This window comes from Seonamhaeicola sp. MEBiC01930 (assembly GCF_045277075.1).
In the GTDB taxonomy this organism is placed as follows: domain Bacteria; phylum Bacteroidota; class Bacteroidia; order Flavobacteriales; family Flavobacteriaceae; genus Seonamhaeicola.
In genome coordinates this window covers 1,342,806-1,369,240 of the sequence record NZ_CP104270.1, presented here as the reverse complement: position 1 = coordinate 1,369,240, position 26,435 = coordinate 1,342,806, and the positions used below count along the sequence as shown (strand labels likewise).

The window sequence follows — 26,435 nt, the reverse complement described above, 5'->3', positions numbered from 1 at the left end:
AGGCTCAAATTAGATGTGACAATGAAGCCAATGAAAGAGTTTATAATCCAGTTTGTTGGGTTAAAAATAGGAAAGCATCATTTTGAGTATGAAATTGAGTCGTCGTTCTTTGAACATTTTGAGTATAAAGAGTTTAACAATGTAAATGTAAGTGTTAGTGTTGAGTTAGAAAAAAAATCAACGTTTTTAGAATTACATTTTAAAGCTTCTGGGTTTGTAAATGTTAATTGTGATCTTACAAATGAGCCGTACAATCAAGACATAGAAAATAATTTTGAATTGGTTGTTAAGTTTGGTGAAGAATTCAATGATGAACATGTTGATATTTTGATGGTGCCTCACGGAACCTATGAGATAAGTATTCAACAATATATTTATGAATTAATTATTTTGGCGGTACCTATTAAAAGAGTGCATCCAGGAGTTAAAGATGGAACATTAAATTCAGAAATACTTAAATGGTTGGAAGAGTTAAGCCCAAAACTTAAAGAAGATAAAGAAGAGGATATAGATCCTCGTTGGAATACATTAAAAAAACTATTAACGGATAAATAATATAAAAAATGGCACATCCTAAGAGAAAAATCTCAAAAACAAGAAGAGATAAAAGAAGAACACATTATAAAGCAACTGCGCCACAGATTGCTACTTGCCCAACAACAGGAGAAGCTCACTTATATCATAGAGCTCATTGGTTTGAAGGAAAATTATACTACAGAGGACAGGTTTTAATTGATAACTCTGAAGAAGTAGAAAATTTAGCATAAATTAAATGCATGCATAGTATAAAACGCTCACTTGTGGGCGTTTTTTTTATGATATGCTTTTTCCAAGTACAAAAACACATTAAATGTGTGTTATTACACCAAAATTTAGTAGATTTCCCCAAAATTTGAGTGTTTTTGTTCAATTTTAGTGATTTTTTAGTCAAATTAACTACAAGGTTATGAATAAAATTTCAGCGGCAATAACAGCTGTAGGTGCATATGTGCCAGAATATGTGTTAACCAATCAAATTCTTGAGACTATGGTTGATACTAATGATGAATGGATTACTTCACGTACAGGAATTAAAGAACGTAGAATTTTAAAAGATGAAGGTAAGGGTACCTCTTTTTTGGCTATTAAAGCTGCTCAAGACCTTATTGATAAAAAAGGAATTGATCCTAAAGACATTGATCTGGTAATTGTTGCAACTGCAACTCCCGATATGAAAGCTGCTTCTACTGCAGCTTTTACTGCATCTGGAATTGGGGCTATTAACGCTTTTTCCTTTGATTTGGACGCGGCATGTTCTAGTTTTTTATTCGGAATGTCTGTTGCAGCCAAATATATTGAATCTGGAACTTACAAAAATGTACTTTTAATCGGAGCTGATAAGATGTCATCATTGATTAATTATAAGGACAGAGCAACCTGCATTATTTTTGGTGATGGGGCTGGAGCTGTTTTATTTGAACCTAATGAAGAAGGTTTAGGTTTGCAAGATGAGTACTTAAGAAGTGACGGAACCGGAAGAGAGTTTTTACAAGCCACCTATGGAGGTTCTTCTCATGCTTTAACACCTGAAGTTTTAGAAAAAGGTGGGCATTTTGCTTTTCAAGAAGGAAGAACTGTGTTTAAAAATGCTGTTTTTAATATGGCAGATGCCACTGTTAAGGTTCTAGAAAGAAATAACTTAACCAAAGAAAATGTAGATTGGCTAGTTGCACACCAAGCTAACAAGCGTATTATTGATGCAACCGCTAACAGAATAGAGTTGGAAGAAGAAAAGGTAATGATGAATATTCACAAGTACGGTAATACTACCTCAGCAACATTACCGTTATTATTACATGATTACGAAAGTCAACTAAAAAAAGGAGATAATTTAATATTTGCTGCTTTTGGCGGCGGATTTAATTGGGGATCCATTTTCTTAAAATGGGCATATAATTAAGATAACTAACCATTAACTAATTAGCAAAATTATGGATATTAAAGAGATTCAAAACTTAATCAGGTTTGTGGCCAAATCAGGTGCAAGCGAGGTTAAATTAGAGATGGATGATGTAAAAATCACTATCAAAACAGGATCAGATACTGAAACAACAATTGTACAGCAAGTTCCTGCTCCGCAAATAGCTCAACCAATTGCACCAGCTGCTCCTATAGTAGCAGAACCTGCAGCAGCTGTTCCGGCAGCACCAGCACCAGCAAACGATGATTCAAAATATATTACTATAAAATCACCAATCATTGGTACTTTCTACAGAAAACCATCTCCAGACAAACCTTTATTTGTGGAGGTTGGTCAAACCATTGCTGAAGGAGATGTGCTTTGTATTATTGAAGCTATGAAACTTTTCAATGAAATTGAATCTGAAGTTTCTGGTAAAGTAGTTAAGATTTTGGTTGATGATTCTTCTCCTGTAGAATTTGATCAACCTTTATTTTTAGTAGACCCTTCATAACCAATTAAAAATTCCAATCTACAAATCCAAAACCCCAATTATTGGAATTTGGTGCTTGGAAATTGAATTTTTAAAAAATCAGTTATGTTTAAAAAAATATTAGTAGCCAATAGAGGAGAAATAGCACTACGTGTTATTAGAACCTGCAAAGAAATGGGCATTAAAACGGTGGCGGTTTACTCAAAGGCCGATGAAGAAAGCTTACATGTTAAGTTTGCCGATGAAGCCGTTTGTATAGGGCCAGCTCCAAGTAGTGAGTCTTATTTAAAAATGTCTAATATCATAGCAGCAGCAGAAATTACAAATGCAGATGCTATTCATCCTGGATATGGGTTTTTATCAGAGAATGCTAAGTTTTCTAAAATTTGTACTGAGCATGGTATAAAATTCATTGGAGCTTCAGCTGAAATGATTGACAGAATGGGAGATAAGGCCAATGCCAAAGCAACTATGAAAGCGGCAGGTGTACCTTGTGTTCCTGGAAGCGAAGGTATCATTGAATCTTATGAAGAATGCGAAAAACTTGCTGTAGAAGTAGGTTACCCAGTTATGCTTAAAGCCTCTGCAGGAGGTGGTGGTAAAGGGATGCGTGGAGTTTTCAAAAAAGAAGACCTTAAAGATGCTTGGGATTCCGCAAGACAGGAAAGTAAAGCAGCCTTTGGAAATGACGATATGTATATGGAAAAACTTATTGAGGAGCCAAGACATATCGAGATTCAAGTGGTTGGAGATTCTACAGGTAAAGCTTGTCATTTATCAGAAAGAGATTGTTCGGTACAACGTCGCCATCAAAAATTAACAGAAGAGGTACCTTCTCCATTTATGACCGATGAACTTCGTCAAAAAATGGGAGATGCAGCAGTACGTGCAGCAGAGTATATTAAATATGAGGGTGCTGGAACCGTAGAATTTTTGGTTGATAAACACAGAAATTTCTACTTCATGGAAATGAATACACGTATTCAAGTAGAGCACCCAATTACTGAACAAGTAATTGATTTTGATTTAATACGTGAGCAAATTTTGGTAGCTGCCGGTGTTCCAATTTCAGGTAAAAACTACATGCCAAATCTACACTCCATAGAATGTAGAATTAATGCAGAAGATCCTTTTAATGATTTTAGACCATCTCCTGGTAAAATTACAGTGCTTCACGCACCTGGTGGTCATGGAGTAAGGTTAGATACTCATGTGTATGCAGGCTATTCTATACCTCCTAATTATGACTCTATGATTGCCAAGTTAATTACAACGGCGCAAACTAGAGAAGAAGCAATAAATAAGATGAAACGTGCCTTAGATGAGTTTGTAATTGAAGGAATAAAAACTACTATTCCTTTCCATAGACAACTTATGGAACATCCAGATTATTTAGCTGGTAACTATACCACTAAGTTTATGGAAGATTTTAAAATTAGAAAAATCTCTGAAGATTAATAAATCAAGACTCCGAAAGTAATTTCGGAGTTTTTTTATGGTGTTCCCCAAGGGTCAGGCTATCCGCTATATCTTTTTTTCATACTTCAAAAAAGGATGAAGTTTACCCTGAGGGGAGCCGAAGGGCTTCTATCCTTAACACACCTATCCGTTAACTTATGTTTACCTAAAGTTTTGGTTTGTTTTATGGTCTTGGCTATGAGCAGTTGCGTGTTTGCGTGCGAGGATTTTCTGAAGGAAAATCAGAAGCTAGCAAACAAGCAACAAACTTTGGTTTAGCTAAAACTAGCAATTTTTAATATACTTTGTTGGCAAACGTTAATTTCTAGTTTTTCTTCATCATTGGTAATGGAGGAGGAGGTATGTCACTAACTTGACTTTTCCATTCTGCCTTCATCTGATTAATTTCTTCCTTATTGTCAATTTGTATAAAATCTGCCATTGATTCTCCTGGTTTATAACCAACATAAATTTTTGAATGCTGTTCATAATTATTTATTTTAAAAAAATTAACTGAGAATTGAATATAACCAGTTTTTGAAGTATGTCGGTCAATATAATAATCTAAAGTTTGTTTTGATTTATAAAGGTCCTTTTTGAATCTCTTGAGATTTTTACTTATCGCACGAGTTGAATCACCTTTATACCACTTTAACTTATCAATTTTAATCCTTTTATCGTAAACAGACATGGCAAAATCTTCTATATTCTTTAATAATATACTATCTCTGTTTTCAAGTGATGTAAAATTGTTCTGAGAATATAAAGTAGGTGTTGTAAATAGACAAATAATTATAAGTATTTGATATTTCATTTTTTAATGTTTGCCAATGGCCTTATGGATATAAATTGTATTGTATATTGTTTATATCAAGCGTTAAACGAAATTATCTTTTTTTTCTGACAAAGTCAAGTGGCGTTCTAGTAGATTAAAATATCTTAAGAAAACACTAACTTAGTATTATGAATCTTTCCTATTGGGAAATAAAAAGTTGGTTAACTAATGTAGACTTCACAGTAGTTGGCAGTGGTATTGTGGGGCTTAGTTGTGCATTACATTTAAAAGAACAATTTCCTAAAGCAAATGTGTTAATATTAGAAAAGGGAATCTTTCCACAAGGAGCAAGCACAAAAAACGCTGGATTTGCCTGTTTTGGAAGTTTAAGCGAAATGTTAGATGATTTAAATACGCATTCTGAAGAAGAAGTTATCAACCTAGTGCAGAAACGTATTAACGGCTTACAACTTTTAAGAGAAACCTTAGGAGATTTCAATATTGATTTTCAACAAAATGGTGGTTATGAATTGTTCTTAAAAAATGATGAACTATTCAATAAATGTATTTTAAAAAGAGAAGAATTAAACCAACTTCTAAAACCAATATTTAAAGCTGAAGTTTTTACGCTTAAGGACAATGCTTTTGGGTTTCAAAACATTTGTGAACAATATATTTTCAATCAATTCGAAGGACAGATTGATACAGGAAAAATGATGGCATCGTTGATGTATTTAGGGCAAAAAAAAGGCGTGAAAATTCTCAATAGCACTTTTGTTGAATCTTTTTCAGAAGATGGGAGCTCAGTAAAAATAAAAACCAATAGATTTGAATTTTCTACCTCCAAATTATTAATAGCTACTAACGGTTTTGCTATTAAACTAATTAAAGAAAAAGTAGAACCAGCTAGGGCCCAAGTATTAATAACCAAACCAATTAAGAATTTGCACATTAAGGGTACTTTTCATTTAGATAAAGGGTATTATTATTTTAGAAATATAGATAATAGAATTTTATTAGGAGGTGGAAGGAACCTTGATTTTGAAGGTGAGAATACAATGGAATTTGGTGAAACTCCATGTATCCAAAATAAGCTAGAAAACCTTTTAGAGACTATTTTATTGCCAGAAACAGATTTTGAAATAGAACACCGTTGGAGTGGTATTATGGGCGTTGGCAATAAGAAAAAAGCCATAGTAAAACAATTAGGTAATAATGTGTTTTGCGGTGTCAGATTAGGGGGTATGGGAATTGCCATTGGAAGTTTAATAGGAAAAGATTTAGCCGATTTGGTTTAATGAATATAAAGGAAGAACTATATAAAGCGTGTGAAGCATTTATTGAAGACAGACTTAAAACTGTTCAACATACAATAGATGACATCCAGAAATCTCTAACCACAGAAACTAAAAGTTCTGCTGGTGATAAACATGAAACAGGTAGAGCCATGTTACAGCTAGAAAGAGAGAAAGCAGGAAATCAGTTGGCCGAAATTCAAAAAGTTAAAGAAACTCTTGCTAAAATAGATCCATCTAAAACATCAAAAATTGTCAGTTTAGGAAGCGTGGTTTACACCTCTAATTTAAATTATTTTATCTCTATTAGTGCAGGCGAATTGAAGATTGATAACATCAAATTTTATGCTATTTCTCCAAGTACACCTATTGGGCAATTATTACTAGGCAAAAAAGTTAAAGACCGTATTAGTTTTAGAAATCAGGAGTTCGTTATTGAAAGGGTATTATGATTATTTCACGATTGTTATTGATACTTTTGATCCCTTTTCTAACTCAGATTGATTATTAAAAAGTATAGTTTTTCCTTTAAAATCAGCTTCAATCAAATAGAAACTTCCGTTATAATAAGATTGTATTACCGTAGCTTTTAAATCAGATTTTTCAATGACTTTAATTTGGTGAGCATAAACAATACCATAAGGTACAATGGTGTTGAATTCTCCAAAAAATGAAGCTATTAAAGGTAATTTAGGCATGTCAAATAATTCTTTCGGAGTGTTTTCCGCAATAATGTTATTATCATGAAGCACTATCATATTATCTGCAAAAGATAATACGTCATTTTTGTCATGAGTTGCCACAATACAAGTAATGTTCTTTTCTTTTAAATACTGGAATAGATTTCGTCTTAAAGATTGTTTTTTAAAATTATCTATATGGCTAAAAGGTTCATCTAATAAAATAATTTCAGGTTGTTTAGCTATGGCTCTAGCTAGAGCCACTCTTTGTTTTTGTCCACCACTTAATAATTTTACCTTAATATTTGCCAGATGACTAAGTTCTACAACTTCAAGTAACTCATTAATACGTTCTTGTTTTTCTTTAGGATAAAAATTAGAAAGAAAATTACCCATATTTTCAGCAACCGTAGTATAGGGCATTAAATCAAATTCTTGGGCTACATATTTCATGAAATCATACCCTACAACCAAGTTAAAGGCCGGACCAAGAATTTGTTTGCCATTCCAATGTATTTCCCCTTTACTTAAGTCATATTCACCGTAAAGAAGTTTTAATAAAGTGCTTTTTCCTGAACCACTCTCACCTATAATAGACAGGTGTTCTCCAGTATTTACAGAAAAGGATATGTTCTTTAGAACGGGTTCTTTATTGTAACTAAATGATATGTTTTTAACTTCTAGCATATATTAATTAAGCTGCAAAAATAGTATAAAAAATCTGCTCCTAATATGAGCAGATTTTTGATTCAGAAACATTAACTCTTATCCTTTAATTTATTCTTTTTTCTTATACGGCAATACTTTATAACCCATATTGAATAATGTAAAACCGAAAATATCAGCATATTGCTCAATAGTTTTACTTACAGGGGTTCCGGCACCGTGACCTGCATCAGTTTCAATTCTAATTAATGTTGGATTATCACCGGCTTGCTTGCTTTGTAGTTCAGCAGCAAATTTAAAACTATGTGCAGGTACTACACGGTCATCATGTTCGCCAGTTGTCACTAAAGTTGCCGGGTACCTAGTACCACTTTTTACATTATGTAAAGGAGAATAACCTTTAAGGTATTCAAACATTTCTTTATTGTCTTCGGCAGTTCCGTAATCATAAGCCCAACCTGCTCCAGCTGTAAAGGTGTGATAGCGTAACATATCTAAAACGCCTACTGCAGGTAATGCTACTTTTGCTAAATCTGGTCTTTGAGTCATAACTGCTCCAACAAGTAAACCACCATTAGAACCACCTCTTAGGGCCAAATATTCTGAAGAGGTATATTTCTTATCAATTAAAAATTCCCCTGCAGCAATAAAGTCATCAAATACATTCTGCTTTTTGGTTTTAATTCCCGCATCATGCCATTTTCTACCGTATTCACCACCACCGCGTAAATTAGGAACCGCATAAATACCCCCTTGCTCCATCCAAATAGCCATACCAAGACTAAAAGTAGGATTTAAACTAATATTAAAACCCCCATAGCCATACAAAATAGTAGGATTCTTCCTATTAAGTTCAATTCCCTTTTTATGAGTGATAATCATTGGTACTTTTGTACCATCTTTAGAAGTATAGAATACTTGATTACTTTCATAGTTAGTACTATTAAACTCAATAGAAGGTTTCCAATGTAATTCTGTTTCTCCAGTTTCTAAATTAAGCTTATAGATACTTAAAGGTGTATTATAGTTTGTAAAATTGAAGTAATCATTTCCAGCTTCTTTTTTACTTCCAAAACCTCCTGCATTTCCTGCTTCAGGAAGTTTTATTTCTCTGATTAATTTTCCATTATAATCGAATTGCATCACTTTTGAAATGGTATCTACCATATACACTGCAATAAAATATTTGCCCGAGGTAGAAGGTAATAGTACATTTTCTGTTTCAGGAATTACATCTATCCAATATGCAGGTGTTGGCTTAGAAACATTAACTTTAACAATACGTTTGTTAGGAGCATCTAGATTGGTTACCAAATAAAGCGTATTTCCGTTATTATCAATAACATTGGTATTGCTGTTAGTATGATCTAAAACAGTTACCCAGGGGCCATCTTTTACAGTTAAGTCTTTTATATAGAGCTTATTTCCTGAAGTTGAAACTCTAGGAGTTAGTACTAAATAATTGTTATCTTCAGTAACAGTTGCATAAATATAACGGTGTTTTTCTTTGGGTGAGCCACCATAAATAAGTTTGTCTTCTTTTTGAGGTGTACCAAGTTTATGATAGTAAACTTTGTGTTGATCGGTCTTAGAAGAAAGTTCACTTCCCTTTGGTTTGTCATAACTAGAATAATAGAAACCTTCGTTTTTAAACCAAGATATATTACTGAACTTTACATCAACAATAGTGTCTTCAGCAATTGCTTTCGTTTCAGCATCCATTATGATAATCTTTCTCCAATCACTACCACCTTCAGAAATTGAATAAGCTAGAATACTTCCATCTTTTGAAAAGCTGATACTACCCAATGATGTTGTGCCATCTTCAGAAAATGTATTTGGGTCAAGAAATAATTCCTCTGTGTTATTGGCACCTTGTCTGTATAACACATATTGATTTTGAAGCCCATTATTTTTAAAAAAATAAGTATACTTACCTTCTTTAAAAGGGGTGCCAACTTTTTCATAATTCCATAATGAAGAAAGGCGTTCTTTAAGCTCTTCTCTAAATGGAATATTATCTAAATAGCCATAAGTGGTTTGGTTTTGGGTTTTTATCCATTCGGCTGTTTCATCACTCATATCATCTTCAAGCCAGCGATATGGGTCTTTTACCTCTACTCCAAAATAAGTATCTACAGTATCTACGGTTTTAGTTTTTGGATATTTCACGGTTGTAGATTTTTATGACAAAATTTGTTTTATAACTTTTAAAAATAAAAAAAGCCTCTGCAATAAACAGAAGCCTTTAACAATCTTTTAAAGAAATGGCTGTTATACTAAGTTGTTTTGTGCTAAGTACTCAGCAATTTGTATGGTATTAGTTGCAGCACCTTTTCTAAGGTTATCTGCCACAATCCACATATTTAATGTGTTTGGTTGTGTTTCATCTCTACGGATACGCCCAACAAAAACCTCATCTTTATCATGTGCATAAATTGGCATTGGGTATGAGTTGTTTTCTAAATCATCTTGAACCACAACACCTGGTGTTTCACTTAACAATTGTCTTACTTCAGCTAAATCAAAATCATTTTCAAACTCTACATTTACAGATTCAGAATGCCCTCCAGCAGTAGGTATTCTAACGGCAGTTGCAGATATAGAAAATGTTCTGTCTCCCATAATTTTTTGTGGTTCTCTAGCCAATTTCATTTCTTCTTTGGTGTATCCATTTTCTAGGAACACATCACAATGTGGTAAGGCGTTTCTACCAATAGGGTATGGATAAGCCATCTCGCCTTCAACACCAGCAATTTCATTTTCTAATTGTTGAACAGCCTTAACACCTGTACCTGAAACGGATTGATATGTTGAAACAACTACGCGCTTCATTTTGTACTTATCATGTAAAGGATTTAAAGCCATTACTAACTGAATTGTAGAACAGTTAGGGTTAGCAATGATTTTATCTTCTTTTGTTAAAACATCAGCATTGATTTCTGGGACTACCAATTTTTTAGTTGGGTCCATTCTCCAAGCTGAAGAATTATCAACTACAGTAGTGCCAGCTTCGGCAAATTTTGGTGCCCATTCTAAGGAAGTTCCTCCTCCTGCAGAAAATAAAGCGATGTCTGGTTTCATTGAAACAGCTGTTTCTAAACCAACTACCGTATAATCATTTCCTTTGTAGGTTAATATTTTTCCAACTGAGCGTTCTGACGCTACAGGAATTAATTCTGTTATTGGAAAATTACGTTCTGCAAGAACTTTTAGCATTACTTCGCCTACCATTCCAGTGGCTCCTACTACAGCTACTTTCATCTGTTTAAAATTTTTTGATTTCTGAATGTTCAAAAAATTTGAATACATTCAGGAACTCACATAAATTTAGGTCATTCTTTAGTTAAATTTAGAATGAAGAAATTTACGTTCGTTTCATTTTTGTTTAATTTAATAATTTGTGAAGGCAAAATTAGGCATTAATTGGACTTTTAAACAAACAAAAAGCCCTCTATTTTATTGAATAGAAGGCTTTTTAACAACAAATAACAGAGTGTTAAATATTTAACACTCTGTTATTTTTTAAGTAAATCTCTAATTTCAGCAAGTAATTCTTCTTGACTTGGTCCTGCTGGAGCTGGTTCTGGAGCCGGTTCTTCTTTCTTCTTCATTTTGTTAATGCCTTTTACCATTAGGAACATTACAAATGCAACTATTATAAAGTCTATAACGTTTGTTAAAAATGTTCCGTACTCTAAGAATACTTCGCCAACCGTTTCTCCGGCATCGTTAACTGAACCGTCTTTAAGCTTATATTTTAAATCTTTTAAGTCTGAATTAAATATTAATCCAATTAATGGAGAAACAATACCTCCAGTGAATGATGTTACTACTTGTTTAAAAGCAGCACCCATAACAAAACCAACTGCAATGTCTACAAGGTTACCCTTCATTGCAAATTCTTTAAACTCTTTTAGCATAATATTAATTTTATAGTTAGTGAGACACTAAAAATATGAAAAAGTCACCACATGATTAAAGCCTATTGTAAAAAGATACGTTTAACACGTTGTGATATTCCAGTAATCAACTCGTACGAAATGGTATTTGTTGTTTGTGCTAAATCTTCTGCAGTTGTTTTAGAATTAAATATAATAACTTCATCACCTTCCTTACAATCAATATTAGAAACATTAACCATAATCATATCCATACATACATTACCAATAATGGGTGCTTTTTGGTCATTAATTAACACAAACCCTTTTCCGTTACCGTATTGACGTCCAATACCATCTGCATGACCAATAGGCAGTGTTGCAGTTCTAATTGGAGAATCACTTTTAAAAGCCATATTATAGCCAACAGATTCTCCTTTTTTAATATTATGAATTTGAGAAATAATGGTTTTAAGTGCAGCAATTGGTTTTAATTTCTTGTTTTCTTTTTCAGAATTTCCAAATCCGTAAAGCCCAATACCACTTCTTACCATATCAAATTGAGCCTCCGGATAATTTAAAACACCAGAGGTGTTACAAATGTGAAGCATAGGAGTATAACCAATGTTATCAATAAAGTTTTGAGCTATATTTTTAAAAATATTTATTTGAGTTAAAGTGAATTTTTTTTCATTTAAATCTTCACTAGCAGCTAAATGTGAAAATATTGAAGTTACTTTAACCGCATTGGTTTTTTTTAACCGCTCAACAATATAATCTACATCACTTTCACTAAATCCAAGTCTGTTTAAACCTGTATTAAACTTTATATGAACCGGATAGTCAGATTGCTTATAATTGGCTAATGTTTCAATAAATTCATTAAAAACCTTTGCATTATATAGGTTCGGTTCTAATTTATTATTAATTATGGTTTTGAAGTTAGCTGGAATGGGGTGTAATACTAATATAGGATTCGTTATACCAGCTTTTCGTAATTCAACACCTTCATGTGCATAGGCAACAGCAAAATAATCTGCACTTAAATTTTGCAAATATTTGGCAATTTCAATGGCATCACTTCCATAACCAAAGGCCTTTACAACCACTAAAAACTTAGTGTTTGTTTTAAGTTTAGATTTTATATGCTCAAAATTGTGTTTAAGTGCTTTTAAATCTATTTCAAGTATTGTTTCTTGCGCTTTAGGCATTGGAGTTATTAGATTTTGAAGAGATTTCTTGAGCACCATTAACATTCATATTTCTTACTTTGTCACGTGTCATCGCTTTATAGAATGCTGCTCTACTTAAAGGTTCGTATTCATCAACTTCTCCTAATAACACTAGGTTTTCATTTTTTGCTTTTCGGTAACTATATTGTGCTAAATTTCCCGTTCTGGTACAAACAGCATGAACCTTAGTAACATATTCAGCTGTGGCCATAAGGTTTGGCATGGGGCCAAAAGGGTTTCCTTTAAAATCCATATCTAAGCCTGCAACAATTACTCTAACACCTTTATTGGCTAAATCATTACAAACCCTAACAATTTCATCATCAAAAAATTGAGCCTCATCAATTCCAACAACATCACAATCATCTGCTAGAATAGGAATGTTTGCAGCCGCCGGAACTGGCGTGGAACGAATTTGGTTCTCGTCATGTGAAACCACCATGTCTTCATCATAACGCACATCAACAGCTGGTTTGAAAATTTCAACTTTTTGTCTAGCAATTTGAGCACGCTTAAGCCTTCTAATCAACTCTTCCGTTTTACCAGAAAACATTGAGCCACAGATAACTTCTATCCAACCAAATTGTTCTTTATGATTTACTGTATTTTCAAGAAACATTTCGTAATTTTAACACTAAAACCAAGGTGTTTTTCGTTTGTATAAAGGTGACGTAATTTTTTAAAATTCAAAAATCAAAAATAGATTATATTTTAAAAGTTATTAAAAAACACTTTAAAAAATGTAATTATTTAACTGACATTATAGACAAAAACATTTTTTGTGAGCGATAAAAATGATAATTGAAATGAAGGGTCTTTTATTTCCTTCAGTTTATTAAAAAAAAGGAAAATATGAAAAAGAAGCTAGAATCTGAGCTAATCAGTATAGCCCACAGAATATTAAAACTTAAAGGAAAAGAAGATGTATTAAAAATGCATACAGAAGTTTCTACCCTTTATGAAAAGCTTTCTGTTTTAAAATTTGCACATGAAAATTTTGAAGATGAGATTCCTACAATTGGTAGTAATTCATCATTTTTCGGGATGCTAAACACGGCATTTAATAATGATGTGAGTGATAATATTGAAGTTGATGACAAGATTTATATCAACCTTGATGATAATGAAAAAGAAGCCATATCAGAACCTTTAATGGAAACTATTAAAGACATGGTAGCACAAATGCCGCAAGAAACACAACAGGTTGATGCCATTTTTGAAGAAGCTATTCCAGAACAAATTGCCAAAAAGCATGAATTAGATGAGCTAACCTCTGGTTATGAAAACCTGCCTGTTTTTGAGCCTGTTTCAAAAGTTCAGAATGGTTCGGACCATGAAAAAAAATCTTTAAATGAGAAGTTGAAAAGTGGCGGACTTAATATTGGCCTCAATGATAAGCTTGCTTTTATTAAACATCTTTTTGATGGAAAACCAGAAGATTATGAGCGTGTTATTTCTCAAATAAACACATCGGTTTCCTTAGCAGATGCTAAGCGTTTAATTAAAGATATAGTAAAACCTGATTATCAAGATTGGATTGGGAAAGAGGAGTTTGAGGAAAGGTTTTTAGAAATTATAGAAGCTAAGTTTAATTAATTTTTGGGTGTTCCGCCGCAAAAAAAAGGCACGGGTAGTGCTTTCCATTTTATCTTTTTATTCTGTCATTCCTGCATAGGCAGGAATCCATAAAATAAAGGATGTCACATCAATCACTTTCAAATGAGTAAACTCTACATAGTTCCAACACCAATTGGTAATTTAAAAGATATCACATTCAGAGCCATTGAGGTTTTAAAAGAAGCCGATTTAATTCTTGCAGAAGATACGCGTACATCAGGAAAACTGCTTAAACATTTTGAAATTACAACACAAATGCAATCACATCATATGCACAATGAGCATAAAACGGTTGAAAGTATTATTCAAAAGTTAAAGGCGGGTATAACGGTTGCCTTGATAAGTGATGCAGGAACACCAGCTATTTCAGACCCAGGATTTTTATTATCAAGAGCATGTATAGAAAATAACCTTGCAATTGAATGTTTGCCCGGAGCCACAGCATTCGTACCAGCATTGGTTAATTCTGGGCTACCGAATGATAAATTTGTGTTCGAGGGGTTTTTGCCAGTTAAAAAAGGACGTCAAACTAGACTTTTACTATTGGCAGAGGAAACTAGAACTATGATTTTTTATGAAAGCCCACATAAGTTGGTTAAAACCTTAGGGCATTTCTGTGAATATTTTGGGGAAGATAGATTAGTTTCTGTGTCTAGAGAACTTACTAAAATGTTTGAAGAAACTATTCGAGGTACTGCTAAAGAAGTTTTGGAGCATTACACCAATAAACCACCTAAAGGAGAGATTGTAATTGTTGTTGGTGGTAAAAACAAATAAAATGAACCTAGAAGAATTTAAAAATAAGCTTAAAAACAAACCATCTGAAATTGACTTTTCAGAAACTATGGCAGCCATAGAATCTAACTACAATTTCATGCCAACTACTTTTAAAAATGGTGATTTAGAAAATGCTGAAGGGCAAAACTCTGGTTCTTGTAAGTTGTTTGCTTTTGCAAAAGATCAGGAACTAAGCAAAGAAGAAACTTTGGCATGTTTTGGTCAATATTATTTCGATGATGTTTTAAAAGACCCCAATGGTGAGGGACATCAAAACATCAGGAATTTTATGAAAACCGGTTTTCAAGGTTTGTCGTTTGAAAAAGAACCTTTAAAGAAAAAGTAATTCGTGTCATTCTGAACTTGTTTCAGAACCTCATAAAAGTCATTCAAAGAGAAACTGTAATAAATTTAGTTTGACAATTGTGGTATATTATGGAGGAACTATTACTGGACATAAAACAATGCACCACCTGCAAGGAACATTTGCCATTGGGTACCAGACCTGTAGTTTCTGCACATCCAGATTGTAAAATTGTAATTATTGGTCAAGCCCCGGGAACTAAAGTACACGCAAGTGGTGTTCCATGGGATGATGCTAGCGGAAAGCAACTAAGAAAGTGGTTAGATGTTTCTAATGACGATTTTTATGATGAAACCAAGTTTGCTATAATCCCAATGGGGTTTTGCTACCCTGGAAAAGGAAAAACGGGTGATTTACCACCAAGACCGGAATGCGCTCAGCAATGGCACAAACCGTTATTTGATGAATTAAAAAAAGTGGAGTTGGTCATTTTAATTGGTATGTACGCTCAAAAGTATTATTTAGGAAAGGCAGCCAAAAGGACGTTGACCGAAACAGTAGATAATTTTCAAGAATACCTACCAACGTATTTACCATTACCACACCCATCTCCACGTAACAGATTTTGGTTAACTAAAAACCCTTGGTTTAAAGTTGAGGTATTACCGGAGTTACGAAAGCGTGTTAATTGTTTAATAGATTCTTCTAAATTTTATTAATTGTCTTTCATCTTTATTTAATAGTTTTTCATCTAGAAAGTAAATTAAATGGGTTTATAAATTAAAGTAATTGCATCATAGTTTATTATTGAATAGACAAGAGGGCTCTATTTTTGTTGGAGAGTAAAAAACTCCAAATTAACTATGAAAAATAAATACTTTTTTAGATTAGCTATTTTTCTTTTAGCACTAACTACATATTCTTTAAGTGCTCAAACAACTGTAAATTCTCTTCTAGAGTTAAAGCCTTATATGAGCCAAGACAATGTTAACATCAAATTGGCACCAGGAGATTATTATTTAAATGCAGACGACATTTCTAGTGGAGATTGGGGTGAAGATATTCCTTTTATGGATTGGGCAAAAGGTATTATAGTTTTTTCAGGAAGTAATTCAACGTTTGACTTTACTGGTGTTACTATTTATTTTAACACCAATTTATTTACAGCCTTTGGGAGTTTTGACGTTTGGGAAATTGAAGTGCGCGGAAATAATAATACGCTTAAGAACCTTACAATGGTTGATGATGGATCGGTTTATGATGCACCAACTAAAGGGGCTATAAACCTACTTTTAGATGGTCAATATAATGTTGTAGATGGGTTCCATATTACAGGTAAAGGATCATCCCCTTATGCTTGGGGTGATTCTTTTGGGAAAGGATCTGGGTCTATTGTTTCACTTCAAAAGCACAGTGCTGTCATTTTTAGAGGAGATTACAATACCTTAAAAAACACAACAATTATGCACAGAGCCTTTGGTCATTGTTTAGCAATGCAAGCCGCTAATACCCCTACCATTGATGGGTGCTATATTGAGGGAGATATGAGATCTACAGACGATATGTTATCTGATCCAGATATTTTAAACCCGCCAATTACTACCTGGGGCTATCGTTTACCTAGTGGTTATACAAAAGCGCTTTGTGAAGAAGGTATTCGTTCATACAACCGAGGTGAAACCCTTATAAATGGATCCTATATTGAACGAGGTACCAATGATATAACTGTTAAGAATACTACTGTTAAAAACACTAGAGGCGGTTGTTCAATAGTACTGTCTGGAGGATATAGGCATGTAGAAAATGTAACTTTAATTGGTAATGAATTTGGGTTTTCTGTTGGTGATGCAGAACTTATTAATTGTGCTGCGGATTGTACTTATGGACCAGCCTATATGAATGCTTATGATGACAAAAGAAATAAAATTACTGGAGATTTAACAATATTACCTCCAAGTGAACCCTACCATAACGGTAGTGGGGTAGCAGCATTTTTTGGAGGTTCAAATTCCAATATAAACATTCATAATACAGACGGTTCTATAGGTAATGGATTAGTTATAAAAGTAGGAGGTGTAACAGATAATGTAGGACAAATTGGGGATGCCCCTCATACGGCTACGGGGAATATAATAAATAATAACACCAATTACCCTATTGTTATTGATTCTGGAAGTTCTAATAATACTGTAATATCTTGTGCTACGGTAACAGATAATGGAACCAATAATACAGTTTCTAATGGAACTAGTTGCCTTCCAGAAGTATGCTTTACGTACCCAGATTTAGAGCAGGCCCCTGCAGGTTTAATATCTGGACTTAAATATTATTACTTTGAAGGAACTTGGAGTGAACTACCCAATTTTAATACTACAACACCTGTTAGTTCAGGAACATCGAATGGACTGGATTTAAGTGTCGCAGATGCAGACGATAATTATGGGTTTAGATATTTTGGGTACCTAAATATACCCGAAGATGGAGAATACACATTTTATACAACATCTAATGACGAGTCCAAATTATTGATAGATGGCGCATTGGTTGTTCATAATACGGGAAGTGGAATGTCTGAGATTTCGGGTAACGTTTGCTTAGAAGCTGGTCTTCATCAATTTAGTTTAGATTTTTATGAAGGTGTTGGTAATGAAAATTTATCTGTAAAATATGAAAGCTCTGGAATTAGTAAACAAGATGTTTCTGAGTTTTACTATGTAAGTTCACCAGAAAATATGGCGTTAAATGGAGTTGCAACTCAATCTTCTACAGCTTATGATGGGCCACCAGAATTGGCTATAGATGGAAACACTAATGGAAGTTATAGTGGAGGTTCGGTTACACATACAGAACATGGAGCAAATGGTTCTGGAGAACTTAAATGGTGGCAGGTGGATTTAGAATCTGATAAGGTTATAACAAAAATAAATATTTACAATAGGACAGATAATTGTTGTAAAAGTAGATTTAATGATTTTACAGTAAAAGTTATTGACGCCAATGGCTTAACTACATTTTCACAATTTTATGAAGACCACCCTAATCCTTTAAAAGTTATAACATTAGAAGATGTTGCCGGTCAAATAGTTAGAATTGAAAAAACATCAGATTACGGCTTAACAATTGCTGAAGTTCAAGTGTTTGGCTTAAATGCCTCTTCATTAAGTGTTGAAGAACCAAATCTAAATCTTCAAACAATTAATGCGTATCCAAATCCAGTAAATGATTTTTTAACGGTTTCTTTGGTTGATGCAAATTTCAGGGATGCAAAAGTTAATATTTCCTTATACAGTATTAGTGGTCAGGAGATAATTCAAACGGTTTCTGAAAGCAAAGAAATGAAACTGGATTTATCTAATCTTCAGGCTGGGTTGTATATTTTAAAGATAAGTGATAAGACAACAACAATAACTAAAAAGGTTGTGAAACTGTAGATAAATTAAAAAGTGATTAATCCATTAGAAAGAGGGGGGTACGTTTAAAATCCCCTCATAAATTTCCTTCTCAATAGTTTTACATTCTGAAGACTAAGATAAAATGGTTGGTAGAAATTGGTGAATTTAGACATGTTTACCTTTCTCCCAACCGTGCTTACCTAAATACTGTTCACCACTTTCAACAGCACCATCTTCAATACTGGTTCCCATAGAATCGTTCCAACGGTTTAGGTATCCAAACAAAGAAATAACACCTAACATTTCAATAATTTCACCTTCATCCCAATACTGGTATAACCGTTTTTTTATGTCTGCATCAACGGCATTCGGAACTTGGGAAGCAGCTAAACTAAAATCTAGAGCGGCACGTTCCGCTTCGTTAAAAGCAGGATGGGTTCTGTATTCCCAAATATTATCTAATTGTTCTTGTTCTGCTCCGTAACGTTCTGCTGCTCGTATAGCATGGGCTTGACAGTACCTACAACCAGTTGAGTTACTAGAAACCCAAGCAATCATTCGTTTTAAGACGGAGGTAACCCTACCTTCATTGGCCATAACAGCCTTATTTAAATTTATAAAAGCTTTACTTATAGCTGGTCTGCGTTGCATAGTGAGAACGGAGTTTGGGCAAAAGCCTAAGGTTTCATTAAAGAATTCTGCTAATTCTTTGGTTTCCAAATCATGATCTGCAGATAAAGGTGTTACTAAAGGCATAAATTATATTTTTTAGTGCTATTTTTGACACCTACAATAAACAAAATTATTTATAAAAATGGCAGTAAAAGTTACTACTAAGTGGTTAGGTGATATGAGGTTTGAAAGTTCTAATCCTTCAGGTCATAACTTATTTATTGATGCAGGTGAAGAAGGCGGTGGTAAAGGTGAAGGGTATAGACCTAAAGCTTTAATGTTATCTGGTTTAGCAGGTTGTTCTGGAATTGATGTAGCAGCTTTAATAAAAAAGATGAAGTTAAAAGTTGACGATTTTAAAATAGATATTGATGCTAATTTAACAGATGAACATCCAAAATATTATGATAAGGTTATTATGAGCTTTCATTTTTACGGAGAAGATTTAAAAGAAAAAAAACTACAACGTGCAGTTGATCTTTCAGTTGAAAAATATTGCGGTGTAATGGAGATGTTTCGTCAGTTTGCAGAAGTTTCAATAGAAACACATTTTCATAAGAAAGAAGCATAGTTTTTAATATTTACTTTGCTTTAGTTACTTCTAATTTATAAGTTTTTCAATGCGTTGGACACTTAAGCCAAAACCTGAAATAGAAAAAGTTCAAGATTTACAAGAGGTGTTGCAGGTTAGTGAACCTATAGCAACCTTATTGGTACAGCGCGGTATTGAAACCTATGAAGAGGCAAAAACATTTTTCAGACCTAGTTTAGATGATTTACATGATCCATATCTTATGAAAGATATGGATAAGGCCGTAGCACGAATAGAAAAAGCTATTGCTAATAAGGAGAATATTTTGGTTTATGGTGATTATGATGTTGATGGTACAACGTCTGTTGCTTTAATGTCTTCTTATTTAAAAACTATAAACGGATTAGTTTACACTTATGTTCCTAATAGGTATGATGAAGGTTACGGCGTATCTTATAAGGGAATTAATTTTGCGTTAGAAAATGATTTTAGCCTTATAATTGCCCTAGATTGTGGTGTTAAAGCTATAGAAAAAGTAGCGCATGCCAAGTCTTTAGGTATTGACTTTATTATTTGTGATCACCACAGACCTGGAAATGAAATTCCTAATGCTGTTGCGGTATTAGACCCTAAAAGAGCAGATTGCGAGTATCCTTATAAAGAACTCTGCGGTTGTGGTGTAGGATTCAAACTTATTCAAGCATTGGCCCAAAAAGGAGGGAAGACAATTGAAGATTTAATACCTTACTTAGATTTAGTTGCTACGGCAATTGGTGCCGATATTGTTCCTATTAATGGAGAAAATAGGGTATTGGCACATTTTGGATTAAGAGTTATAAACTCAAACCCTAGACCAGGAATTAAGGCTATTTTAGATCAAGTAGAAAAAGCACAACTCACTATTACAGATGTGGTTTTTATTGTGGCTCCAAGAATAAATGCAGCAGGACGTATGAAACACGGTAATTTTGCCGTTGCCTTATTAGTAGAAGAGGAAGAAGAGAATGCCAACCAATTTGCCTCAGAAATAAACGAGTATAATTTAGACCGACGTGAAACAGATAAACAAATTACAGAAGCAGCTCTTACACAAATTGAAGAACAAAAAGAACAGGAATGTTTTACTACTGTTGTTTATGACGAAACTTGGCATAAAGGTGTTATTGGTATTGTGGCTTCTAGACTAACCGAAACTTATTATAGACCCACATTAGTGTTTACTAAAAGTGGTAATAAATTAGCAGCTTCGGCACGTTCAGTCAAGGGGTTTGATGTGTATGAAGCTATAGGCGCTTGCAGTGAACATATTGAACAGTTTGGTGGCCATAAGTATGCCGCTGGTTTAACCCTAAAAGAGGAAAACTACGAAACTTTTAAACAAGCTTTTGAAGATTTTGTTTCTAAAACCATTGATAAGAACTTACTTATACCGGAGATAAAAGCAGATATAAAAATTGATTTAAAAGAGATAACACCCAAATTCTATAGAATTTTGAAGCAATTTGCGCCTTATGGTCCTGAAAATATGACTCCTGTTTTCATGACTGAAAATATAATGGATACTGGTTATGGTAAATGTGTGGGTGCAGATAAAACACATTTAAGAATTACGGTGTCACAACCAGATTCTAATACTATGGTTGGTATAGGTTTTGGCATGGGTGATAAACTTGATATTATTTCAGATAAAAAACCTTTTAAAGCAGTGTATTCAATTGATGAAAATGAGTGGCAAGGAAATGTGTCGCTTCAGCTTAAATTAAGAGACATTAAAGCTTAGAAAAACCAAAGTTTTACAGACATAATTATTATCATTATTATCAAAAAGGATTTTATAAAACCATCACCTTTTTTAACTGATAATCTACTTCCAAACCAAGCGCCAATACCATTTCCAGCAGCTAAAATTAGTCCAACCTTCCAATCAACTTTATCGTTTAAAATAAACACAATTAGTGCTGAAAGAGTATAAATAAAAACCACTACTACTTTTGTTGCATTTACTCGGACTAAATTCATTTTATTGAAAAAATGCAAGAAGATAATGATAATGAATCCTAAACCAGCATTAATAAATCCGCCATAAATCCCGAAGAAGAAAAAGGCTATCATGCCAATCCATAAATGTTTTCCTGTTAAGCGTTCTTCAAGGTTAGATGTTTTAATTTTGGGTTTAAATAAAATGACTAGCACTACCACTATCATAATAATGGCTAGAACTTTATTAAATGTTTCTCCCTTTATATCAATAGCAATATTAGCACCTAGAACAGCTCCAAAAATAGCTGAAACACCTAGGTAAATATTAAAAGGAAAAGTAGAAACACCTTTACTTTTAAAACCTGCAGTTGCCATGGCGGTTTGAAGTAAAATGCCAACCCTGTTTGTTCCGTTAGCAACACTAGGAGGTAAACCACAAAAAATAAGAATAGGTAAAGTAAGTAAAGAACCTCCACCTGCAATGGTATTAATAATTCCAACGGCAACACCAGCTATAAGAACTAGCAAATATAGTGTGGTGTCTTCCATTTAATAATTAACTCTAAATTTAATACTCTTTTAAGTCCATAATTTCGCCATCAAAAACGCCATAGGTGTAATAGTTAATCCAATCACCTAAGTTGATGTATTTAGAGGATGTGTTGAGATCTATTTTTAGAGGTAAGTGTCTATGACCAAAAACAAAATAATCGCGATGCTTTTGCTCTAATTTACGTTTGCAATATTGTACCAACCACTCATTGTCTTCGCCTAAGTATTTAGCATCTTCTTCTCCAGAAATGAGTTTGTTTTTTACCGATAAATATTGTGCTAACTTTACACCCAAATCTGGATGCAACCAACGAAATAACCATTTACAAAATGGATTGGTGAATACCTTTTTCATGCGCTTGTAGCCCTTATCTCCAGGTCCTAATCCATCACCATGACCAATAAAAAATGTTTTATTGTTAAAAGTAAATTCTTTGGGTTTATGATATACAGGAATATTGAGTTCTTCTTCAAAATATCCATCCATCCATAAATCGTGGTTTCCAACAAAATAGTGAATTGGAATACCAGAATCTGACAATTCTGCTAATTTACCAAGGGTTCTGGTAAAGCCTTTTGGAACTACATATTTATAGTCCATCCAAAAATCAAATAGGTCTCCTAATAGAAAAATGGCCGCGGCATCTTTTTTAACCTCGTCTAACCAAGCAACAAACTTTTTTTCTCGAGGTAAGGATGCCTCATTGGTAGGTGCCCCTAAATGATTATCTGATGCGAAGTATATTTTTTTTCCTTTTGGAATTTGCATGTGTAAATATAACAATTCCTGCTTACGCGGGAATCTCATAATTAAGATGCTTTAATATTTATACGTCTTCATTATTGTTTTGAAAACTGTGACTGTTCATTGAATAACGTTAGAGATTGAGGTATACTCCGACACCGCTCAGTACAGGTTTGTTGGAGCTCTTTTATGAGAGCCCTTCAGCTTCGCTCAGGATAAACTTAGCCGAAAGCCCTACCCCCTTTATGGTAAGGCCCAAAAGTTAATCTTGATCTGATGCAAACCACTCTGCAAAACTTGTAGTTGTTTCTTGCAATTTTAATGAGTGTAGTTTAATATTATCCGGCAGTAGCGTTTGAATTTTTTTAGCAAAGTCTATAACCATCATTTCACTAGTAGGCTGATAGTCTACCAGAATAACGTTGTGTCCTAAATCTTTTAATTCTTTTGCTAAAGTAACATGTGGTGTGTTTTTATTGAAAACTGTAGCATGGTCAAAAACATTAACAATTTCACTTTTAACAATTTTTTTTAAATCACCAAAATCTATTACCATACCGTACTTTGTGTTGGTATTATCTTCTATAGGCTTCCCTATAACAGTAACTTCTAGACAATAACTATGACCGTGAATGTTTTTGCATTTGCCATCATACCCATAAAGAGCATGACCAGTCTCAAAAGAAAATTGCTTCGTAATTCTAATATTATTTCCCATTATCTTCGTTTTCCGCGGTTTCTATTTATTATGTAAACTACAATTAAAACTATGGCAAGAAGTAAAAATAATCCGTTGCCTGTTAAAAAGCTTAATATATCCATGAGTTAATCTTTATTCATTCTTTTTTTGTTGTATCTGTAAAGGGTGTAAGCAAGTATAACCAAAATAACGAAAGGTAGCATAGAGCCGATAAACACTCCTATTTCATAGTCGCTATCGGGGGCATTTTTAATTTTTTCTTCAATATCTACTTGTTGAAGAATTATGGATAATAATGGCATGTTAGATTGTTATAATCTTACTGCAAAAGTACATGATTTTTTTTACCTTTTATAAAGCGAATTTTGGTTTTTAAAGAAGAATTTAGAGCGTTTTAGCAAGTGGTAGAAACTGTTTTTTGAAAATGATTAGAAGAGGAAGGCTTCTAGCAAGCATCCAAAAGGTAAGGGCAATAAAAATACCGTTAAGTTTAAAACTAAAATAATCTAATGCATAAAGAATGGGTAGAAAAACTAGAAAAGTTGACAGTAATAACACATTTCTAAGGAGTTTCATTTTACCAAGTCCTTTAAAAACACCATCAAAAATAAAGGCAATAGAACATATGGGTTGCATGATTAGTACAATCCAAAATACTGAGTAGAATTGATTTAAGACCGCAGTTTCTTTGGTAAATAATAAACCAATAGGTTTGTAAATTATTGCGCCTGAAATTGTTAAAATGACACCCACTATAAGCCCTATCTTAATTAATTTTTTATTTAAAGAAACCAGTTGCTTATATTTTTTTGCACCAAAAAGCTTACCAGACAAAATATTACCAGCGCTGGAGTAACCATCAATTATAAAGGCACCCAAAAACCAAAGGTTAATGGCAATAGTATAGGCTGCAATGTAGGTTTTACCATACCCTGTTGCAAATCTTGTCGCAAAATATAAAGTAGTATTTAAGGCTAGAGTTCTCACAAATAAATTAAGAACCATACCTGTAAAACGTTTAATTTCTTTATTAAAAGGAAAACTTAATCTTAACGGAATGGTGGTTTTTGTTAGGAGGTAATATACTGAAAACACAGCCATTAAAAATTGGGCAATCACACTGGCATAGGCGGCGCCTTTTATATGCATAGGTTCTATATAACCTGATACACCATAAACAAGTATATAATCTAAAATAATATTTGACAAGGCACCAATAGTTGCAATTATCATGGGGTAATAAGTATTTTGTAAGCCCCTAAACGTACCAAAAATAGCAATAGTGAAAAGTGTAAAAGGAAAACCGAAAACCCTAATTTGATAATAAGTAACGCTGAAACCTAAGATTAAATGAGAAGCATTATAAAGCTTGAAAATTTCTTCAGCAAAAGGGTAAGTGGTTGCAATTATAAAAAAACTTAACGATGTAACTATAAAGATAGCCTGAGCAGGTAAATTTTTTACTGCTTCTAAATTATTGGCACCTACATATTGTGAAATAATTGAGGAAATAGCACTTCTTGTTTGTCCTAATACCCAAATAAGCATTGACATAAATGTACCTACAATACCTACAGCAGCTAAAGATTCAATAGCATTTTGGTCAATATTACCAATTATTGCGGTATCCGTAATAGATAAAATAGGCTCTGATATTCCTGAAATGAGTGCAGGAATTGCTAATTTATTTATGTGTTTAAGACTAATAGTGTCTTTCAAAGTTGACTAATTGAGTTTAATATCTATTTTTGCTGTAAATTTATTGTAATTTTAAATACTAAACTTTCCCGATATGAAGAATATTTTAGTTCCTGTTGGATCCTCTAAAAACGCCTTAAGTCATTTGCAGTATGCAGTTGATTTTGCTGAAGCCTTTAATGCCAATTTATTTATTGTTCAGGTTTATAATGTGTTTACTAAGGCTGGAACCATGAAAAACATTGATGAAATTATTGAACGCGAAAGTTTGGAGTTTTTAAATGGACTGGTTTCTAAAATAGATAAAAAGAACGTTAATATAACTGTAAGAAGTTTAAAAGGAAGTTTGGTTGATACTTTAGAGTTAGCGAGTAAAGTAGCAGACATAGATTTGATAATATTAGAGCCTAGAACTACTTCTGTAAAAGACACCGTTTATTTAGGTAAAACCTCTGGAAAAATTATTAAACAAACAGAAATACCTGCACTTATAGTTCCTGAAGGTTGGACTTTTAAGGCGCCATCTCAGATTTTAATGGCTATTAAATCGGCAATAATTAGAAAAGAAGGTGTTTTAAACCCGTTGGAAGCTGTTAAAAACCAATTTAAATCTGCAGTAAACTTATTATTAGTAAAAACGCCTTACCATAAAGAAGGTGATTTTGATGTTAAGGATGATTTAAAATCAGTAGTGACCAGTATTACTACCACAGAAAATGCAACTACTTTTCAAGGCGTTTTAGAACATTTTCAATCACACAACCCAGACATGTTATGTGTTGTAAGACGTAAACGTGGATTCTTTGCAAAGAAATGGGAAAAGAATACTATACTTAAGAAGGATTTCTATAGTAGTATTCCTGTTTTGGTTTTAAGTGGATTAAAGTAATTGAGTTTTCAAAACGCTATCTATTTTAATGTTAATTGTATACATTTGTATGCTTAAACAAATGGGGCATTAGCTCAGTTGGCTAGAGCGTTTGGCTGGCAGCCAAAAGGTCATCGGTTCGACTCCGATATGCTCCACAAAAAAAAGGTTCTCATTAA

The 26,435-nt window shown here is 33.3% G+C and carries 27 protein-coding genes and 1 tRNA gene; 16 read left to right on the top strand and 12 right to left on the bottom strand.

The genetic code is table 11. The features are described from left to right. Nucleotides 1-21 precede the first annotated feature (21 nt). The 5 genes from N1F78_RS05905 to accC all read left to right on the top strand — a co-directional run bounded on the left by N1F78_RS05905 (nt 22) and on the right by accC (nt 3,890). Nucleotides 22-555, top strand: a complete 534-nt coding sequence (locus tag N1F78_RS05905; RefSeq protein WP_406685259.1) for a YceD family protein — start codon at nt 22-24, stop codon at nt 553-555. 8 nt (nt 556-563) lie between these two features. Continuing rightward, nucleotides 564-767, top strand: a complete 204-nt coding sequence (gene rpmF / locus N1F78_RS05900) for a 50S ribosomal protein L32 (protein ID WP_406685258.1) — start codon at nt 564-566, stop codon at nt 765-767. Between the two features lie 179 nt (nt 768-946). Then, nucleotides 947-1,939: a beta-ketoacyl-ACP synthase III gene (locus tag N1F78_RS05895; RefSeq protein ID WP_406685257.1), complete on the top strand. Its 993-nt coding sequence runs from the start codon at nt 947-949 to the stop codon at nt 1,937-1,939. 31 nt (nt 1,940-1,970) lie between these two features. Continuing rightward, nucleotides 1,971-2,453, top strand: a complete 483-nt coding sequence (gene accB / locus N1F78_RS05890; protein ID WP_406685256.1) for an acetyl-CoA carboxylase biotin carboxyl carrier protein — start codon at nt 1,971-1,973, stop codon at nt 2,451-2,453. A gap of 84 nt (nt 2,454-2,537) precedes the next feature. Further along, a complete protein-coding gene (accC, locus tag N1F78_RS05885) occupies nt 2,538-3,890 on the top strand; it encodes an acetyl-CoA carboxylase biotin carboxylase subunit (RefSeq protein WP_406685255.1) in 1,353 nt (450 codons plus the stop codon). Nucleotides 3,891-4,215: 325 nt separating this feature from the next. Here accC and N1F78_RS05880 read toward each other — a convergent pair whose 3' ends face one another. Further along, the gene (locus N1F78_RS05880) at nt 4,216-4,704 is read right to left on the bottom strand and encodes a hypothetical protein (protein ID WP_406685254.1); all 489 of its coding nucleotides are present in this window, start codon (nt 4,702-4,704) and stop codon (nt 4,216-4,218) included. A 149-nt stretch (nt 4,705-4,853) separates the two neighbouring features. Between N1F78_RS05880 and N1F78_RS05875 the strand changes: the two genes are divergently transcribed. Together N1F78_RS05875 and N1F78_RS05870 are read left to right on the top strand one after the other, a co-directional pair. Further along, nucleotides 4,854-5,963 carry an NAD(P)/FAD-dependent oxidoreductase gene (locus N1F78_RS05875; RefSeq protein WP_406685253.1) on the top strand — a complete coding sequence of 370 codons (1,110 nt, stop codon included), beginning with the start codon at nt 4,854-4,856 and terminating at the stop codon, nt 5,961-5,963. Next, nucleotides 5,963-6,412, top strand: coding sequence for a 3-oxoacyl-ACP synthase (locus tag N1F78_RS05870; RefSeq protein WP_406685252.1), 450 nt, complete (start codon nt 5,963-5,965; stop codon nt 6,410-6,412). Before N1F78_RS05875 ends, N1F78_RS05870 begins: the two co-directional genes overlap by 1 nt. On the opposite strand, the gene N1F78_RS05865 is transcribed toward N1F78_RS05870, so the two are convergent. The 6 genes from N1F78_RS05865 to N1F78_RS05840 form a co-directional block, all read right to left on the bottom strand. Beyond that, a complete protein-coding gene (locus N1F78_RS05865) occupies nt 6,413-7,327 on the bottom strand; it encodes an ABC transporter ATP-binding protein (protein WP_406685251.1) in 915 nt (304 codons plus the stop codon). Nucleotides 7,328-7,417: 90 nt separating this feature from the next. Then, a complete protein-coding gene (locus N1F78_RS05860; protein ID WP_406685250.1) occupies nt 7,418-9,478 on the bottom strand; it encodes a prolyl oligopeptidase family protein in 2,061 nt (686 codons plus the stop codon). A 102-nt stretch (nt 9,479-9,580) separates the two neighbouring features. Further along, entirely contained in the window at nt 9,581-10,570 is a 990-nt protein-coding gene (locus tag N1F78_RS05855; RefSeq protein ID WP_406685249.1) for an aspartate-semialdehyde dehydrogenase, read from the bottom strand. Between the two features lie 254 nt (nt 10,571-10,824). Further along, entirely contained in the window at nt 10,825-11,229 is a 405-nt protein-coding gene (mscL, locus tag N1F78_RS05850; RefSeq protein ID WP_406685248.1) for a large-conductance mechanosensitive channel protein MscL, read from the bottom strand. A 62-nt stretch (nt 11,230-11,291) separates the two neighbouring features. Beyond that, a complete protein-coding gene (gene alr, locus N1F78_RS05845) occupies nt 11,292-12,398 on the bottom strand; it encodes an alanine racemase (RefSeq protein WP_406685247.1) in 1,107 nt (368 codons plus the stop codon). Continuing rightward, a complete protein-coding gene (locus tag N1F78_RS05840; RefSeq protein WP_406685246.1) occupies nt 12,391-13,038 on the bottom strand; it encodes a thymidine kinase in 648 nt (215 codons plus the stop codon). Before N1F78_RS05840 ends, alr begins: the two co-directional genes overlap by 8 nt. Before the next feature lie 233 nt (nt 13,039-13,271). Between N1F78_RS05840 and N1F78_RS05835 the strand changes: the two genes are divergently transcribed. From N1F78_RS05835 to N1F78_RS05815, 5 genes are all read left to right on the top strand, one after another. Further along, the gene (locus N1F78_RS05835) at nt 13,272-14,015 is read left to right on the top strand and encodes a hypothetical protein (RefSeq protein ID WP_406685245.1); all 744 of its coding nucleotides are present in this window, start codon (nt 13,272-13,274) and stop codon (nt 14,013-14,015) included. Nucleotides 14,016-14,138: 123 nt separating this feature from the next. Next, a complete protein-coding gene (gene rsmI, locus N1F78_RS05830; RefSeq protein WP_406685244.1) occupies nt 14,139-14,813 on the top strand; it encodes a 16S rRNA (cytidine(1402)-2'-O)-methyltransferase in 675 nt (224 codons plus the stop codon). Nucleotide 14,814: 1 nt separating this feature from the next. Continuing rightward, nucleotides 14,815-15,159 (top strand): HopJ type III effector protein, encoded by a 345-nt coding sequence (locus N1F78_RS05825; RefSeq protein ID WP_406685243.1) that lies wholly within the window; start codon nt 14,815-14,817, stop codon nt 15,157-15,159. 89 nt (nt 15,160-15,248) lie between these two features. Then, nucleotides 15,249-15,836, top strand: a complete 588-nt coding sequence (locus N1F78_RS05820) for a uracil-DNA glycosylase family protein (RefSeq protein WP_406685242.1) — start codon at nt 15,249-15,251, stop codon at nt 15,834-15,836. 144 nt (nt 15,837-15,980) lie between these two features. Further along, the gene (locus N1F78_RS05815) at nt 15,981-18,548 is read left to right on the top strand and encodes a T9SS type A sorting domain-containing protein (protein ID WP_406685241.1); all 2,568 of its coding nucleotides are present in this window, start codon (nt 15,981-15,983) and stop codon (nt 18,546-18,548) included. A 126-nt stretch (nt 18,549-18,674) separates the two neighbouring features. On the opposite strand, the gene N1F78_RS05810 is transcribed toward N1F78_RS05815, so the two are convergent. Continuing rightward, on the bottom strand, nt 18,675-19,265 hold the full coding sequence (locus N1F78_RS05810) for a carboxymuconolactone decarboxylase family protein (protein WP_406685240.1): 591 nt from the start codon (nt 19,263-19,265) through the stop codon (nt 18,675-18,677). Between the two features lie 58 nt (nt 19,266-19,323). Here N1F78_RS05810 and N1F78_RS05805 point away from each other — a divergent pair, with 58 nt between their 5' ends. Next, nucleotides 19,324-19,752 (top strand): OsmC family protein, encoded by a 429-nt coding sequence (locus tag N1F78_RS05805; protein WP_406685239.1) that lies wholly within the window; start codon nt 19,324-19,326, stop codon nt 19,750-19,752. 49 nt (nt 19,753-19,801) lie between these two features. After that, complete coding sequence (gene recJ, locus N1F78_RS05800; protein ID WP_406685238.1) at nt 19,802-21,493, top strand: single-stranded-DNA-specific exonuclease RecJ; 1,692 nt, start codon at nt 19,802-19,804, stop codon at nt 21,491-21,493. Here the strand turns inward: recJ and N1F78_RS05795 are convergent. The 4 genes from N1F78_RS05795 to N1F78_RS05780 form a co-directional block, all read right to left on the bottom strand. Then, the gene (locus N1F78_RS05795; RefSeq protein ID WP_406685237.1) at nt 21,490-22,242 is read right to left on the bottom strand and encodes a sulfite exporter TauE/SafE family protein; all 753 of its coding nucleotides are present in this window, start codon (nt 22,240-22,242) and stop codon (nt 21,490-21,492) included. The genes recJ and N1F78_RS05795 overlap by 4 nt on opposite strands. A 19-nt stretch (nt 22,243-22,261) precedes the next feature. Next, nucleotides 22,262-23,014, bottom strand: coding sequence for a UDP-2,3-diacylglucosamine diphosphatase (locus N1F78_RS05790; RefSeq protein ID WP_406685670.1), 753 nt, complete (start codon nt 23,012-23,014; stop codon nt 22,262-22,264). 238 nt (nt 23,015-23,252) lie between these two features. Then, nucleotides 23,253-23,708: a 6-pyruvoyl trahydropterin synthase family protein gene (locus N1F78_RS05785; protein WP_406685236.1), complete on the bottom strand. Its 456-nt coding sequence runs from the start codon at nt 23,706-23,708 to the stop codon at nt 23,253-23,255. Nucleotides 23,709-24,074: 366 nt separating this feature from the next. Then, a complete protein-coding gene (locus N1F78_RS05780; protein ID WP_406685235.1) occupies nt 24,075-25,409 on the bottom strand; it encodes an MATE family efflux transporter in 1,335 nt (444 codons plus the stop codon). 73 nt (nt 25,410-25,482) lie between these two features. Between N1F78_RS05780 and N1F78_RS05775 the strand changes: the two genes are divergently transcribed. Both N1F78_RS05775 and N1F78_RS05770 read left to right on the top strand, forming a co-directional pair. Continuing rightward, the gene (locus N1F78_RS05775; RefSeq protein ID WP_406685234.1) at nt 25,483-26,277 is read left to right on the top strand and encodes a universal stress protein; all 795 of its coding nucleotides are present in this window, start codon (nt 25,483-25,485) and stop codon (nt 26,275-26,277) included. Nucleotides 26,278-26,340: 63 nt separating this feature from the next. Beyond that, a tRNA-Ala gene (locus tag N1F78_RS05770) sits at nt 26,341-26,414 on the top strand. The last annotated feature ends 21 nt before the right edge of the window (nt 26,415-26,435 follow it).